General features: G+C 76.1%; 11 protein-coding genes. 3 read left to right on the top strand and 8 right to left on the bottom strand.

All coding sequences use genetic code 11. The annotated features are described in order from the left end of the window. Nucleotides 1–80 precede the first annotated feature (80 nt). Nucleotides 81–764 (bottom strand): GNAT family N-acetyltransferase, encoded by a 684-nt coding sequence (locus QK440_RS19740; RefSeq protein ID WP_282794467.1) that lies wholly within the window; start codon nt 762–764, stop codon nt 81–83. A gap of 102 nt (nt 765–866) precedes the next feature. Beyond that, the gene (locus QK440_RS19745; RefSeq protein ID WP_282794468.1) at nt 867–2,336 is read right to left on the bottom strand and encodes a helix-turn-helix domain-containing protein; all 1,470 of its coding nucleotides are present in this window, start codon (nt 2,334–2,336) and stop codon (nt 867–869) included. Nucleotides 2,337–2,571: 235 nt separating this feature from the next. Between QK440_RS19745 and QK440_RS19750 the strand changes: the two genes are divergently transcribed. Further along, entirely contained in the window at nt 2,572–4,017 is a 1,446-nt protein-coding gene (locus QK440_RS19750; protein ID WP_282794469.1) for a M64 family metallopeptidase, read from the top strand. A gap of 118 nt (nt 4,018–4,135) precedes the next feature. Then, the gene (locus tag QK440_RS19755) at nt 4,136–5,344 is read left to right on the top strand and encodes a M20 family metallopeptidase (protein WP_282794470.1); all 1,209 of its coding nucleotides are present in this window, start codon (nt 4,136–4,138) and stop codon (nt 5,342–5,344) included. A 29-nt stretch (nt 5,345–5,373) separates the two neighbouring features. On the opposite strand, the gene secD is transcribed toward QK440_RS19755, so the two are convergent. Beyond that, a complete protein-coding gene (secD, locus tag QK440_RS19760; RefSeq protein ID WP_282794471.1) occupies nt 5,374–7,743 on the bottom strand; it encodes a protein translocase subunit SecD in 2,370 nt (789 codons plus the stop codon). Nucleotides 7,744–7,827: 84 nt separating this feature from the next. Further along, nucleotides 7,828–8,622 carry a hypothetical protein gene (locus tag QK440_RS19765; protein WP_282794472.1) on the bottom strand — a complete coding sequence of 265 codons (795 nt, stop codon included), beginning with the start codon at nt 8,620–8,622 and terminating at the stop codon, nt 7,828–7,830. A gap of 373 nt (nt 8,623–8,995) precedes the next feature. Here QK440_RS19765 and QK440_RS19770 point away from each other — a divergent pair, with 373 nt between their 5' ends. Further along, nucleotides 8,996–9,418, top strand: a complete 423-nt coding sequence (locus QK440_RS19770) for a helix-turn-helix transcriptional regulator (RefSeq protein WP_282794477.1) — start codon at nt 8,996–8,998, stop codon at nt 9,416–9,418. A 131-nt stretch (nt 9,419–9,549) separates the two neighbouring features. On the opposite strand, the gene QK440_RS19775 is transcribed toward QK440_RS19770, so the two are convergent. From QK440_RS19775 to QK440_RS19790, 4 genes are all read right to left on the bottom strand, one after another. Continuing rightward, on the bottom strand, nt 9,550–11,409 hold the full coding sequence (locus QK440_RS19775; RefSeq protein WP_282794478.1) for a protein-arginine deiminase domain-containing protein: 1,860 nt from the start codon (nt 11,407–11,409) through the stop codon (nt 9,550–9,552). 424 nt (nt 11,410–11,833) lie between these two features. After that, nucleotides 11,834–12,262: a pyridoxamine 5'-phosphate oxidase family protein gene (locus QK440_RS19780; protein ID WP_282794473.1), complete on the bottom strand. Its 429-nt coding sequence runs from the start codon at nt 12,260–12,262 to the stop codon at nt 11,834–11,836. Between the two features lie 191 nt (nt 12,263–12,453). Next, nucleotides 12,454–13,302: a hypothetical protein gene (locus QK440_RS19785; protein ID WP_282794474.1), complete on the bottom strand. Its 849-nt coding sequence runs from the start codon at nt 13,300–13,302 to the stop codon at nt 12,454–12,456. Nucleotides 13,303–13,444: 142 nt separating this feature from the next. Continuing rightward, a complete protein-coding gene (locus tag QK440_RS19790) occupies nt 13,445–14,794 on the bottom strand; it encodes a hypothetical protein (RefSeq protein WP_282794475.1) in 1,350 nt (449 codons plus the stop codon). Between the last annotated feature and the right edge of the window lie 467 nt (nt 14,795–15,261).

Below are 15,261 nucleotides of genomic sequence, written 5' to 3' on the forward strand. Positions count from 1 at the left end.
GCGACCAGATACCTCGTGCCATGCCTCTCAGGGTAACGCGGCCCCTCCCCGCGCTTCCTCCCGTTTACGGGCCCGCCCGGTCACCGCCCCGGGCCGGGTTCCGCCGGTCTCGTCGGACCCGTCAGCCTTGCCGGTTCCGTCAGTCCCGTCGGTCCCGCCGGTCCCGTCGGCGGGAACACGTACAGCACCTGCGGCTCGCCCCAGGCGGCGAAGTCGTCGGCGGGCTCGGCGCCGAGGGCGTCCAGGAGCCGCCGTGAGCGGCGGTTGGCCCGCTGGGTGACGGCGGCCACGCCGGGGACGGGCGAGCGCACCGCGCCTCGTGCCCAGGCGGCCACGGCGGCGACGGCCTCGCGCGCGTAGCCGCGGCCCCAGTGCTCGGGCAGGAACTGGTACGACACCTCGGTACGGCCGTCGTGGCCGTCGGCCTCGGCCACGACGAGGCCGAGCACCGCGCCGTCCTCGTGCCGTACGGCGGCGAACGCCCCGGGGACACCCGCGCAGTGGCGCTCGCGGACGCGCACGACGTCGGCGGGCACGGGACCGCCGAGGTACCGCCGCACCCGCGGGTCCGTCCAGAGCCGCACGGCGTACGGCACGTCCGCCCGCTCGACCGGGCGCAGGGTCAGCCGCGCCGTCGTGAGGGTCGCGGGCCAGTCGACCGGCGTCCGCGCGGGGCCCGCCCGGCCGGGTGCCGTCGCCGTGTCCCCGCCGTCCCGGCCGTCCCCGCCGTTCCCGCCGGCCGTCATGGGCTGCATGGATGCCATGGGCCCATCGAAGCAGAGCCGGAGATCGCACCGCACGGCTTCCGTACGCGCCGACCTGCGGGGGCCGCGTGCCGGGACGCCCCCGACGGCCGCCCGCCCGGCTCACAGCGGCGGCGTCGCGGGGGCCGGGCCCAGTGTCGTCGTGCCGGGGGCGGCCCGGTGGCCGAGGCCCGTGCGGTAGGCGTCCAGGGCGGCTTCGACGCGGCCGGTGCGGCGGAACAGGTCGCCGAGGAGGCGGCACAGGTCGGCGAGGTCCCCCGCGGCGCTGGAGCGCTCCAGGAGGGACAGGGCCGCGCAGTAGTGCTCCTCGGCGGTCTCGGTGTCGCCGCGCTCCTCCGCGATCAGGCCGAGCAGACGGTGCGCGCCGCCCGCGTGCACGGCGCCGCGCTCGGCACCGAGCGGACCGCCGTCCCTGGGGTTTCCCCGGCCGCCGGTGCCCTCGGCCTCGGCCTCGCGGTCACCGTGGTCCTCGTACGCGCCGCTCTCGCCGCCGGTGCCGGTATCCGCGCCGAGCAGCGGCCTCAGCAGTGCCTCCGCCTCGCTCGGCCTGCCCCGTCGCCGCAGTACGTCCGCCAGTTCGACCTCCACCTGCTCGGTGAACAGGGCGGCGCGTTTGGAGGCGAGCATGTCGCGGGCGGTGCGCAGTTCCCGCTCGGCGCTCGCCAGGTCGCCGTCCTGGGCGTGGACGTAGCCGCGCATCCAGTGGCAGTGGGCGAGTTCGGTACGGATGTGCAGGTGCTGGTAGAGCTCCTGGGCCTTGGCGAGGGAGGCGTCGGCCTCGGCGGTGCGGCCCTCGGCGATGAGGGTGCGGGCGACGCCGCGGTGCATATGGGCGACGAGTGCCGGGTCGCTGACGCGCGGGGCCAGGGCGAGGGCCAGCTCGGCGGCGTGGGCGGCGCGCGCGTGGGCGCCCATGTCCATGTAGGGGGCGATGGACGCGGTGTAGAGGAGCAGCAGGGCGTCGGGGTCGTGCAGGCCGGAGGCGTTGAGCTCGTCGAGGGCGGTCTCCAGGAGGTAGCAGGCGTAGCGGAGTTCGCCGGTGAGGAGGTGGGCGGTGGCGCGGCCGCGGATGGCGGGGACGCGGCGCGGCAGCGGCTCGTCGGCGAGGAGCCGCTCCACGGCGGCGAAGCAGTCGCGGGCCTCGCCCAGGTCGCCGGATTCGAGGAGGCAGTCGCCGAGCCCCTGGAGCGCGGCGGCCTGTTCGGGCACGAGTTCGTGCGCGGCGGCCTCCTCGTGCAGGGCGCGGAAGACGGCGGCGGCGTCCTCGGGCGCGCCGGTGGCCAGGGCCCGGCGGGCGTCGGTGAGGCGCAGCCGCAGCTCGGTGCCCAGCCGGGCGGGGCGTCCGGTGGCCAGTTCCTCGTAGCCGACGCCGAGGCGCCCGGCGAGGTGCCGGAGGGCGGCCTCGGAGGGGCGGACCCGGCCGGACTCCAGGGTGGAGACGTAGGCGGGCGTGTACGCGGGCTCGGCCAACTGGCGCTGGGTGAGGCCTCGTTCGGTGCGCAGCCGCAGCACCCGGCGGCCGATCTCCGCCGGGTCGTCGAGCCGTGCCCCCTCGGGGCTGCTTTCCGCCACCTCTCCCCCTCCGTGCAGCGTTCACAGGTCCGTGACCTGAGCTAAGTCGATGGACGCGGGGGTTGGATAGGGGCCGGACGGGTTTGCCGGGGGGCGCGAAGGCGCCGCCAACTCACGCGCCCCTCGGGCAACTTCGCGCGGCCCATTGCCACCACTCGCGGGGGCCTCTACGTTGAGCCACGCCTTAACTCGGCTTAACACGCCGTTTAATCGGCGCACTTCAGGAGACCCCCACATGCGTAACGACCCTTCCCGCTCGTCCGGCACACCCGACATACCTGGCATATCCGGCATACCTGGTTCCGCCAGACGTACGCGCCTGCGGATCGCCCTGGCCGCGGGCGTCCTGGCCACGGCGACGCTCGCCGCCACCGGTGCCGCCACCGCCCACCCGGAAGCGCACCCGGAGGCCCACTCGGGAACCCACGCGGAAGCCCCCACGGAAGCCCGCCCCGGAACCCACCCGAAGGCCCACCCGGATCCGTCCGGCGGCTCGTCCCACCAGCGCGTGGAGTACTTCGGCGAGGACGGCCACCCCCGCCACACGCGGGTGGCGGCGTCCGAGCCGCTGTCCGCAGCGGAGCGCTCGGCCGTCGCGGGCGACGGCGACGTGGTGCCGATCGTGCGCAACGGGCCCGTCGGCTCCAAGGCCGACGTCGTGTTCATCGGCGACGGCTACACCGCCGCGCAGCAGGAGGACTTCCACGCCGACGTGCGCGCCAAGTGGGCGGAGGTCTCCGCGGTCGAGCCCTACGCCTCGTACAGGCACCTCTTCAACGTCTGGGCGGTGGACGCCCACTCGCGCCAGTCGGGTGTCTCCGGCGACCCGGCGAGCGGGGTGCGCAAGGACACCGCGCTCGGCTCGGCCTTCTTCTGCGACGGCATCGAGCGGCTGCTGTGCGTCGACACCCACAAGGTCGAGGCCTACGCGCGCAAGGCCGCCGACCCGGACCTGGTGATCGTCCTCGCCAACTCCGCGAAGTACGGCGGCGCGGGCTACAACGACATCACCTCGCCCTCCGGCTACGACGGCATCGCCACCGCCTCCTCCGACAACGCGCAGTCCTCCCAGGTCGTCGTGCACGAGACGGGCCACTCGCTGGGCAAGCTGGCGGACGAGTACTGGTACGACGAGTACGGCACCTACACGGGCGCCGAGCCGTGGGAGTCGAACATCAGCAAGCTCACGGCCGCGCAGCTCAGCGCGCAGCAGAAGAAGTGGTACCGCTGGATCGGCCGGACCTCGCCGGACGGCGGCACCGTCGGCGCGTACCAGGGCGGCGGCTACCACCCGCGCGGCCTGTACCGGCCCACGGACAACTCGATCATGCGCACCCTCGGCCGGGAGTTCAACCTGCCCGGGCGCGAGGCGATGATCGCGGGCTTCCACCGGCACGCGTCGGTCGTCACCGGCAGGACGCCCACCGACAGCGCGGTGCGGCGGGGGCAGCGCATCACCGTCGAGGCGGGCGACGGCGTCCGGCTGCGGTGGTACGTCGACGGCCGGGCGGCCCGCAAGGGCGCGGACGCGCGGACCGTCACCCCGCGCTCCCTGGGCGTGCCCGCCGACGGCCGCGCGCACACGGTGACGGTCCGCGCGCGGGACACCACGCGCGCGGTCCGCGACCCCGGGCTGCGCGGGCTCCTGACGGGCGAGCTGACCTGGCGCGTCACGCGCTGACCCGGTAACGGGCGGCCGGGGCGGATGGCCCTCGGCCGCGAGCCAGGTATGACGTACCCCCGGGACGGGCAGTGTTCTCGCTGCCCGTCCCGTCCGTCCGACCGGGGGTGCCGACGTCATGAGCTCCGTCCCGCAGGAACCCCTGACCGCCGCGGCGCGGCGGCTGCTGCCCGGGCTCGTCGCCCTGCGGCGGGCGCTGCACCGCGCCCCGGAGACCGGGCTGCACCTGCCGCGCACCCGGCGGACGGTGCTCGACGCGCTGGACGGGCTGCCGCTGACGGTGACGACGGGGCGGGCGCTCAGCTCCGTGGTGGCCACGCTGGACGGCGGCCGTCCCGGGCGGACGGTGCTGCTGCGCGGCGACATGGACGCGCTGCCGCAACAGGAGGAGACGGGACTCGAGTTCGCCTCCGAGGTGCCGGGCGTGATGCACGCCTGCGGGCACGACCTGCACACGACGATGCTCGTCGGCGCCGCCCGGCTGCTCGCCGAGCGGCGCGCGGAGCTGCCCGGCCGGGTCGTGTTCATGTTCCAGCCCGGCGAGGAGAAGGGCGGCGGCGCCCGGCACATGATCGACGAGGGGGTCCTGGAGACCTCCGGCGGCGCCGGTGTGGAGGGGGCCTTCGCGCTGCACGTCTCCACGCGGTTCGCGTCCGGGACCGTGCACCTGCGGCCCGGGCCGTCGTTCGCCGCCGCCGACCTGCTGCGCATCACGGTCCGCGGCCGGGGCGGGCACGCCTCGGCGCCGTACCTGGCACTCGACCCGGTGCCGGTCGCCTGCGAGATCGTGCAGGCCCTGCAGACGATGGTGACCCGCACGGTGCACGTCTTCGACCCGGTGGTGCTGACCGTCGCCCGGATCGCCGCGGGCACCACCACCAACATCATCCCGGAGACCGCCGAACTCCACGGCACCTTCCGTACGTTGACGCCGCGGGCGCGGCGACTGGTGCGGGAGAACGTCACCCGGGTCGCCCGCCACGTCGCGGCGGCGCACGGCGCCACGGCGGAGGTGGAGCTGGAGGAGGGCTATCCGCCGGTCGTCAACGACGCGGGCTTCGCCGCGGCCGCGCGGGCCGCCGCCGGCGACCTGCTCGGCGCGGACCGCGTCCACCACCTGCCCGAGCCGGTGATGGGCGCCGAGGACTTCTCGTACGTCCTCGAACGCGTCCCGGGCGCCATGGCCTTCCTCGGTGCCCGGCCGCCGGGCACGCCGTCCGAGGGCGCTCCCGACATCCACTCCAACCGGGTCGTCTTCGACGAGGACGCCATGGCGGTCGGCAGCGCCGTCCACGCGGCCGTCGCCCTGGACTTCCTGGGCGGCTGACCGCGCGGACGGGCGGGCCGGGGCGGCTGTCAGACCACCGCCCCGGAGTCGCCGCTCCGGCGCCGCGCCGCCGGCGCACCGGCGGGGCCGCGGCCGTCGGAGGTCCGGGCCGAGCGGGGCGGCGCCGGGTTGCGCCGCTCAAGGAGCACCGCCCCGGGGACCGCCACGGACACCGTCGAGGCCATGCCCAGGAGGACGCCCGCGATCAGGGCCACGGAGAAGTCCGCGAGCGAGTCGCCGCCGAGGACGGCCAGCGCGGCGAGGACGAACAGCGCGCCCATGCCGGTGTTCACGGTGCGCGGCAGGGTGCGCAGGACGGCCTGGTTGGCGAGGGCCGCCAGATCGGCCCGCGGGTCGCGGCGCCGCGCCTCGCGGACGCGGTCGAAGACGACCACCGTGTCGTTGACGGAGTAGCCGATGACCGTGAGCACGGCCGCGAGGAAGACACTGTCCACGGTCTTGCCGAGCCACGCGAACAGGCCGACGACCAGCAGCACGTCGTGGACCATCGCGGCCACGGCGGCCGTCGCGAACGTCCACCGGAACCGGACGCTCAGATAGAGGAGCTGGGCGGCGACGGCGATGCCCAGCGCGATGAGCGCCTTGTGGCGCAGCTCGTCGCCGAGGCTGGGGCCGATGCGCTCGTCGCGCTCGACGGTCACCTCGCCGCCGGGGCCCGCCAGGGCTTCCTTGATCCGCTGCTGCTCGGCGTCGGTGAGGTCGCCGGTGCGGACGGTGATGTCGGCGGTCTCGCCGTCGCCGGACTCCTGCACCACCGCGCGCGGGAAGCCCGCGTCCGCGACGGCCGCGCGGGCCGTGTCGGCGTCCACGGAGCGGCTGGTGCTGTACTCGACCATGCGGCCCCCGGTGAACTCGACGCCCAGGTCGAGCCCGCGCACCACGATCCCGGCGACCGCCACGGCGACCAGGAGCGCGCTGGCGCCGAGCCAGCGCCTGCGGTGGCGGACCAGTTGGGGGTCGCGGCGCGCGAGCAGGGTGCGGACGCGGCCCGCGCCGGCCAGGCCGGTGAGGTGCGGCCGGGCCCGCACGAAGCGGCGGCGCACCGCCGCCTCGGCGAGCGCCCGGGTCACCACGAAGGACGCCACCATCGACACCAGGACACCGATCGACAGCGTCACGCCGAAGCCCTTGACCGGGCCGGTGGCGAAGAAGAACAGCAGGCCCGCGGCGAGCAGCGTCGTCACGTTCGAGTCGACGACCGCGCTCCACGCCTTGGTGAACCCGGTGTGCAGCGCCTTGGCCATGCTGCGCGGTGCCGCAAAGGCGCGGGGCTCCCGGTCGGGGCGGAGCGCGCGGGGGCCCAGGTACTCCTCCCGCGCCCGCTCGAAGACCAGCACGTTGGCGTCCACCGCCATGCCGATGGCCAGCACGAAACCGGCGAGCCCCGGCAGGGTCAGGGTGGCGCCGACCGCGAGGAGCGCGGCGTACGCCATGAGTCCGTACAGCACGAGCGCCACGGTGGCGAGGGCGCCGAGCAGCCGGTACACGACGACGATGAACAAGCCCGTCAGGGCGAGGCCGATGAGGGCGGCCCGGGTGCTGGCCTCGATGGCGGCGGCGCCGAGCGTCGGGCCGACGGTGCGCTGTTCGACGACCTCCACGGGCACCGGCAGGGCGCCGCCCTTGACGAGCGCGGCCAGGTCGCGGGCCTCGTCCTCGTCGAAGCCGCCGGTGATCTGGGTGCTGCCGCCGGTGATGCCGGTGCCGCAGGACACGTCGGCGTTGACGCCGGGCGCGGAGATGACCTTGCCGTCGAGGACGATGGCGACGCGCCGCTCGGGCGCGCCCTGCGGCGCGCACGCCGCCTTCCCCGTCACGTCGGCCCAGTCGGCCGCCGCGCCGCCGCGGAAGTCGAGGGTGACGTACCAGCCGTTGAGTGTCTGCTGGTCCAGGACCGCGTCGGCGTTCTTCACGCCGTCGCCGGTCAGCACGGTCGGGCCGAGCTTCAGATGGCCGCCGGGTCGGTCGGGGTCGGGCAGGGTGCGGGAGCCGTCGGCGGCGGGCTCGGCCCGGCCGGCGCGGTCGGTCTCGCCGGTCACCGGGTGCACGGTGAGCTGCGCGGTGCGGCCGATGACCGCGGCGGCCTCGCGCGGGTCGCGGACGCCGGGCAGTTCCACGACGATGCGCCGGTCGCCGGCCTGGGTGAGGCTCGGCTCGGACACGCCGAGCGCGTCGACGCGCTGGCGCAGCACCTCGACGGCCCTGCGGGTGGCGGCCTCGTCGGCCTTGACGGTGGGTGAGTCCCTGGTCTCCAGGACGATCTGCGTGCCGCCCTTCAGGTCGAGGCCGAGGCGGGGCGACTGGGTGAGGGCGAGATACAGCGAGGCGGCGACGGCGACGAGCGCGACGATCGCCCGCCACAAGGGTGCGCGGGGCATGGGTGTACTCCACATCCACGATGGATCCACGATGAGGGCATGACGAAGGAGGACGGCGCGACGGCCGGGCGCGGCAAGCGCCCGTCAGGCGGCGTCCATGACGGTGTCGTTGCTCCATCGCGGGGGCGGCCCACGCGGCCGGGGCCCGGCGGCGATGTCCTGCCGGGTGAGCGGGGCGGGCCCGGCAGCCACGGCGGGCCCGCCCGCCGACCGGTACGGGGCCCGGCCGACGGCCGTGGTGCCCGGCCAGGGCGGATGCGGAAGGTGCGCGGGGGCGGGGCGCGCGACCGTGGCACGGTCGGCGTGGGGCAGGGCGGGGAGGGAGGGGGCACTGGCGTGCGGCGCTGTGCCCTGCGGGGCTGCCGGGCGGGGGTCTGGGGTGTGTGGGGTGTGTGGGCCCGCGGTGCGCGGAAGAGCGGGGGTGTGTGGGGCCGCGCTGTGCGCGTCAGTGGGGGCGCGCGCCCCTGCGGTGTGCGGGGCCACGGTGTGCGGGGGACCGAAGACGTGCGCCCCCGCGGTCTGCGGCAGGCCGGAGACGTGCAGGCCCGATTCGGGCGCGGGGGCGGCGCCTTGGGCCTGGGACGCCAGGCCCGCGCCGCGCGCGGGGGCGGCGCCCTGGGCCTGGGGCGCGGCGGTGGCCGGGGCGCGGTGACCCGCGGCCCGCGCGGCGTCGTCACGGGCCCGCGTGTCCGGGCCGGACCCGGCGGGCACGGAGGCGGACGCCGAGGCGGCGTGGGCCGGGTGCGGCACCGCCGCGGCCCAGGCCTGGACCGCGTGCGCGGCCCCCGGTCCGGAGGAGGGCACCACGAAGGCCAGGACGGCCACGACGGCCGAAAGGAGCGAGGCCACCGACCGGGCGGACCGGGCGCGGTACGGCACGCGGGCCTCCTGTCCGGGGTTCGGCGGGTCGTCGGGCCTCCCGGCCATCGGCGCCGGGAAGACCCCGGGCAGGGAGCCACGCGGCTCAGGGGTCAACCGCTCCAACGCCCTGCCCGACCGGCGAGTTCCCGCCCGTGGCGGGAGCCCCGACGACCGGCGAGTGCCCATTTGCGGCAGCCGTGCGCCGCCGCCCTCGATGCGGACGCCCTCCCCGGGGCGGCCGGGAGCGGAAGCCGCCGCCCCGCTTCTGCCGAGGGCAGAACATCACCCCGGCCGCCCCCGCGGCTCCTACGCTGAACCCGTGAGCAGCCAGGCGACGAACCCCACCAGCCCTTCGACCTCCGCGTGCCGGCCCGGCCAGGGCGCCCGCGTCATCCCGCTGCGCCCGGCGGCCGCGCCCGCGGCCCCCGCGGAGCCCGCCCCCAAGGAGCCCCTGTGGCGCGACCTCGTCGGGGCCGTGCTGCGGCGTGAACGGCTGGCGCAGGAGCGCACGCTGAAGGACGTCGCGGACGCGGCCCGGATATCGGTGCCGTATCTGTCGGAGGTCGAGCGCGGCCGCAAGGAGGCGTCGTCGGAGGTGCTCGCGGCGGCCGCGCAGGCGCTCGGCCTCGGCCTCGGCGACCTCCTCGGGCGGACGTACCACGAGCTGACGGCCGGCACGCGGCGCGCGCGGGACCGCGGCCACGGCACCGGGACGGCCTCCGTGGCGGCGGCGCCGCGCGCCTCCGTGGCGTACGTCGGCACCGCCCCGCACGGCGGCGGCCCGCACCAGGCCCGCCTGAGCCTCGCCGCCTGAACCTCGCCGCCTGACGTCGCGCGGGCGACGACACGAGGGCGTACGCGGCGGCGGACGCGACGGCGCGGACGCGTGAAGGGCCCGTGCGGCCGGTGCCACGGGGACGGGCACCGGCCGCACGAGCGTGCCCGTCAGGCCTTGGGCCACCACGGGGTGCCGGTGTCCCGCAGCGTGTTGGTGCCGCAGTGCACCTCGCCCATGCCGATGTGGTACGTGTACCAGTCGTCGATGTACGACGTGGTGAACCCGGCCTTGGCGTACACGGAGGTCACGGCCTCGGTGAAGATGTCCTTGCCGCCGATGACCGGGCCCCACTGCTTGGGCGCGAGGTAGCGGGTCGGGCTGAGCAGCACGCCGTTGACGGCGCCCGGGACGTAGGCGCTGTTCTGCCACGCGGCGGCGGCACGGGAGGAGGACCCGGTCCCGCTGCCCGAGCGGCCGTCGTCGCCGCGGAGCTGGTTGAACGCCCGCAGCGAGTCCGGGCCGAGGCGGCGCAGCTTGCGGCTGCTGCTCAGGCCGCTGCTGTCGGCGTCGTCCCGTACGTACAGGCCGGGCACGCGCACGATCTCCGCGTCGGTGACGCCGGTCTCGCGCTTGAGGACGGCGAGGTTGGCCTCGATGCGCTCGGCGGCGAGCTTGTTGTCCGCCTTGAACTTCGCGGAGCCGAGGACCTTGTCGATGGTCTCCTTGGGTGCCGGGATGCCGGGGCCGCGCGGCACCGAGAACATCTTCTGGCCGCCGTGGCCCTCACGCTGGGCCTTGCGCAGCAGCTCCACGCCGGCCCGCGGGTCGGCGACGCCGATGCGCCAGCCGCGCCCGGTGTCGGCGGGCAGGAACTGCACGAACTCGTCCACGTGCCCGACCGCCAGCCAGGAGGTGTCGAGCAGCAGCGGGTCCTGGGCGCCCTGCGACTTCAGGAACGTGCGCATGGACTTGGCGGGCTTGGAGCCGGTGTCCTTGCGGTAGCCCTGGATGATGCGCCCGGCGGGGTAGCTCTTGTCGCCGAGCGTGTACGGCGGGATGGTCTCCAAATTGCCCATGGAGTTGAGCGTCCACTCCTCGTCGGCACCGGCCTTGCCGACCTGCACCACGCCGACGTCGGGGCCGCGGAGCTTCTCGAACAGCTCGCGGCCCGCCGGGCGGTCGAGCTGGGCGGAACGTATCAGCACCCGCATCGTGCGGGGCTTGCCGCCCGGGCCCGGCATGCTGGCGTAGCCCGGCTCGACGAAGTCCTGCGCCCAGACGTCGCCGTACTTCGTGAACGTGGTGAGCGGCTTGGCGATCCCGGCGGCCCTCACCTGCTCGGCCAGGTCCTTGACGAACTTCCGCTGGGCGCGGCCGTACTCACCGGTGCCCTTGATCCGGGTCACCAGGACCTCCTGCGCGCGCTGGAGGTGGTGGTGGGTGAGCACCGGCGCGGTGCGCAGGACCACGTCGTCGGAGCGGGACGGGCCGTCACCGGTGACGGTGAACCGCACGGTCACGAGCCCGTTCCAGCGGCCGGCGTCGCGGACGACGTCGGTCGCCTCGATGCCCAGCTCCACGCCGGAGCGCAGTTCCTTCGTGGTGAGCTTGTCGGTGGGCTTCAGCAGGGCCCAGCGGCCGTCGCGCTTGACGAACAGGCGGGCCTTCTTGGCGCCCGCGCCCACCGCCTTGACTGTGCCGCGGCTGCCGTCGGCCGCGTCGGGCAGCGGCACGGTCCGCAGCCGGGCCAGGTCGGCGGCGTCCTTGGCGCCGTTGACCTTGGTGTCCGAGGCGTCGTTGCACCGGGCCAGCGCGGCGTCCGAAAGCGGCCGCCCCCGGCTGTCCTTGACCGGGCAGCGCTTGGCGTCGTCGTCGATGTTGGGCAGGAGGACCGCTCCCCGCTGCGCGGTCCAGGTGTTCTCGCCGCTCGTGTCGCTGTCGCCCTCGACGTCGACGCGTCCGTCGCGGTTCACGTCCGCGCGCAGGTCGGGCGCCTTGGCCCGGACCGGTGCCGCGGTGTCGGCCATGGCCGTGGCCCCCGTCGCCGCGAGCACCCCGGCCATGCCGGTCGCGAGGGCGATCCTTCTCCAGCCGTGCGTGTGCACAGTTCCCCTCTCGTCGGGCCCTCTGGTCAGTTGGCGAGGGCCGCTGGAGGGAAAGAGTCCGTACGGGCCAAGGGGGTTGCTCGCGACGTCCGTTGCCGGGCGCCCGACGGGACGGCGGGTGCCGGGGGCGCACGTCACCGCCGCACGGCGCCGCCGGGCCGCGCGCTCCTGCGGTGCGCGGAAGTCGTCCGCCGTCCCTCACTGCCGGGTGCCGTACGCCGTCCCGCATCGCCGGGTGCCGTACGCCGTCCCGAACTGCCGGGCGCCGGACGCCGTTCCGGGCGGGCGGGGTGCCGTACGCTCCCCCGGGCGGACCGGGGCCGTACGCCGTCCCGTACCGGCCGGGTCAGATGCTGCCGAGGTCCGAGGACACCCAGCGCTCCGGGCGCAGCCGGATGACCACCTGCTCGCCGTGCTCCTTGGCGGCCATGTCCAGGTAGCTGTCGACCTTCTCCGCGGGCAGGTAGCGGGCGGCGAGCTCGCGCGCCTGCTCGCGGGTCGCGGGCTCCGTCGCGACGACCGGCCCCTCCACGGCCACGTACCGGATCGTCGGCTCCAGGCGGTCCACCATCAGCGTGAACCGCCCCGCGGCCGCGATCAGCCGGGCCTTGCGCGAGTCGGGGCCCGTCATGATCCAGACGTCGCCGCCGGGCTCGTACTGGTACCAGATCGGCAGGGTCAGCGGTGCCCGCCCGTCCTCGTCGGCCACCACGGACAGCGCCGCGACGTGCGGCTCCGCCAGGAACTGCTCGCGCTCTTCACGGGTGAGGGCCATCGGTGTGTCTCCTTGTGCGTCGCTACGGAAGGGACGTGAGCCAAGCGCCCGGCGCCCCGGAAGGCGTGGCGCCACGCGCATGCCTAACCCGGCGAACCACCGTTTGATTCCCGGGCGGTGGTGTCCGTCGCGGCGACCGCGTGCGCGCCCGGCCGCGTCGGTGTCGACACCCCCTGAAGCCTGGCGCACCGTCAGGACCCGGACGGCGTACGGCCGGTGGTCCACTGGGGTGCGGGGGTGGGCCCCGGCCGCGCGGTGATCGGCCCGCCCTTCGCCCAGTCGCGGTACTCCACGCGGAACACGTCGTGGCCGGAGCCGGACGGCACCTCGGTCCGGAGGCTCTTGGGCAGCTCGCCCGCGGCCACGACCAGGGTGAAGCGGACGGCGTCCCCGGGGCGGCCGTCCGCCGCGTACGGGCGGTAGAGGGGGCCGACGGCCGGGGCCGCGGCGAGGGCCCGCAGCGGGGTGCTCCCGGTGAGCGTGCGGGTGCCGCGGGCGCGGTCCGTGCGCAGCGCGGTGGCGCCGTCGAGGAGCGCCACGAGGTGCGCGGGCTGGGCCAGCCACCGGGTCTCCAGGGCGTTGCGCACGGCGGCGTCGTCCGCCGCCGCGGCGGTCGCGTCGGGCTCGGTGCGGTACGAGCCCGCCGGGCCGTGTTCGGGGCCGGTCATCTCCTCGGCCGGGGTGATGACGGCGCGGTTGCCGATCAGCACGATCTCCGGCGGGTGCCAGGCGTGGCCCTCGCCCATGTCGTACAGGACGTGGGTGGCGGCCCGCACGGTGGTGGCGCCGCGCAGGTCGAGGCGTGCCTGGCCGGTGAAGAAGCCGGGGTCGCCGCCCGTGCGGGCGACGACGTCGACGCCGACCCGCCGCCGGTCCAGCATGGCGGCGCGGATGGGCGCGGCCACGGGACCCGCGGTGGCGGTGGCCGAGGGGCGCTCCCGGCCGTCCGGGTCCGGGTCGGAGCCCCCGGGCCACAGCAGGTGCGCGCCGAGGCCCCCGACGGCACCGCCCAGCAGCCCCACCGCGACGGCCGCGGCCACCGCGCGGCGCCGAGGCCGCCAAGTACGGTCAGGAGCACGGGAGTTCACAGGGCACGGCGGGTTCTCTTCGGCGGCCACGGCTCAGCTTCTTTCGCACCGGCTTCGGTCGGTCGGGCTTGGCGGGCGGCAGGGCGGCAGGGCGTCAGCGCAGTCGGCGCAGGAAGACGTCCGCCGCGGCGTTGGTGTCGTCGGGGACGAGGTTCCCTGCCGGGGAGTCGAACGCCACCGCGCCGCCGTCCTCGCTGACGCCGGTGCGCGGCCCGGGCGCGGTGTCCTCGGACACCGGTTCGCTCTCGCGGCTGACGAGGTCCACCCGGCCGGTCGCCATGTCGCGTACGAACACGTCCGCGCCGCTGTCGCCGTCGTCCTCGGGGGCGAGGTTGGCGGCGGCGGAGGTGAACGCCGCGTAGCGCCCGTCCCGGCTCAGGGACACGCCGCCGCTGTCGCCGTCGGCGGGTGTGCCGTCCGCGGTGGCGCTGACCAGCCGCACGCGCCGGGTCTCGCGGTCGTACAGGAAGACGTTGTGGGGGCTGGTCGGGGCCGGGCCCTCCGGGCGGAGCACGCGGGAGGCCGACGTGAACGCCACGTACCGGCCGTCGCCGCTGACGGCGGCGTCCCAGGACGGGGTCTTGCGGTTGTAGCCGTGCGGCACGCTGATGAGCTCCGTGGTGCCCCGCTCCCGGTCGCGCAGGAAGACGTCCGTCGCCGAGGCGTGGTCCTCCACCCCGGCCAGGCCGGAGGCGTTGGAGGTGAAGGCCAGGTACCGGCCGCCGGAGTCGCCCGCGAACGCGGGGGCGAACGCGTCGCCCTGGCCGTGCCCGCCCGCGCTGTCGAGCTGCGCCAGCTCCGTCGTCTTGTTCCGGCGGTCGTACACGAAGACGTCGTCACGCTGGTTGCCGTCCCCCGGGACGAGATCCCCGGCGCCCGACGCATATGCCACATAGCGGCCGTCACCGCTGACCGCCGGGTCGTAAGTCAGGGGTCCGCGCAGGCCGTCGTAGGACGGACCGGTGGGGCTGATCCGTTCGGTCCTGCCGGTGCGCCGGTCGTGCAGGAACACGTCGTCGAGGTCGTTGGGGTCGCCGCCGCGGACGAGGTCGTCGGCGGTGGAGGTGAAGACCACGTACCGCCCGTCGGGGCTGAGGGAGACCTCGCGGACGACGCCGTGGCTCGGCTTCCCATTGCTCCTGACGCTGACGCGCTCCGTCGTCCCGGTGCGCAGGTCGCGGACGAAGGCGTCCGGCGTGCCGTTGGTGTCGTTCGCCACCAGGTTCCGGGACGCAGAGACGAACGCGACGGAGCGGCCGTCGGTGCTGAGGGAGGGGTGCGTGGACGCGGCGTTGCCCTGCGCGCCGCCGGGGCCGACGCTCACCCGTTCGGTACGCGGCGCGGAGGGCTCGGCGGCGGACACGCCGGGGGGCGGGAGCACGGCCACGGCGCAGAGGGCGGTGAGCGCGGCGCCGGCTGCCGCCACGCGCTGCTGAACGGTCATCGGTTCCTCCTGTGTCGGCAGTCGACAGCGGTCTCCGGGTGCCGTCCGGGCATGGGGGGCTCCAGGCACGTATGGCTTCGGGCACGTGGCGCTCCAGGCACGTGGGGCTTCGGGCGCGTCGGGCCGGGCGCCCGCCACCGCGGCGGAGGTCAGGTCCTGGCGCACCGTAGGCGAGCGAACACCGTGCGCCGCCCGGGGGTCAATGTGTCGGGTGCCGTCCGCGGTGCGGATGCGCCGGTTGCATCAGGCGGGCACGGCGCTCCGGCGGACTTTTGTGCCGTACTCGCGCACACGGCGCAACCATCGGCGGCCGTCGGCCTCGCCGCCGACGGGCGCGTGCCCTGGTGCGGGCCCCGGGGGGGGGGGGGGGGGGGCCCGCGCCCCCGGGCGGGGGGGGGGGGGGGGCCCGCCCCCCCCCGCGCCCGCCCGCGGGGGGGCCCCCCCCCGGGGGGGCGGGGGGGGGGGGG

Origin of the sequence: Streptomyces sp. CC224B, from assembly GCF_030010595.1 — a bacterium.
Lineage (GTDB): Bacteria > Actinomycetota > Actinomycetes > Streptomycetales > Streptomycetaceae > Streptomyces > Streptomyces longispororuber.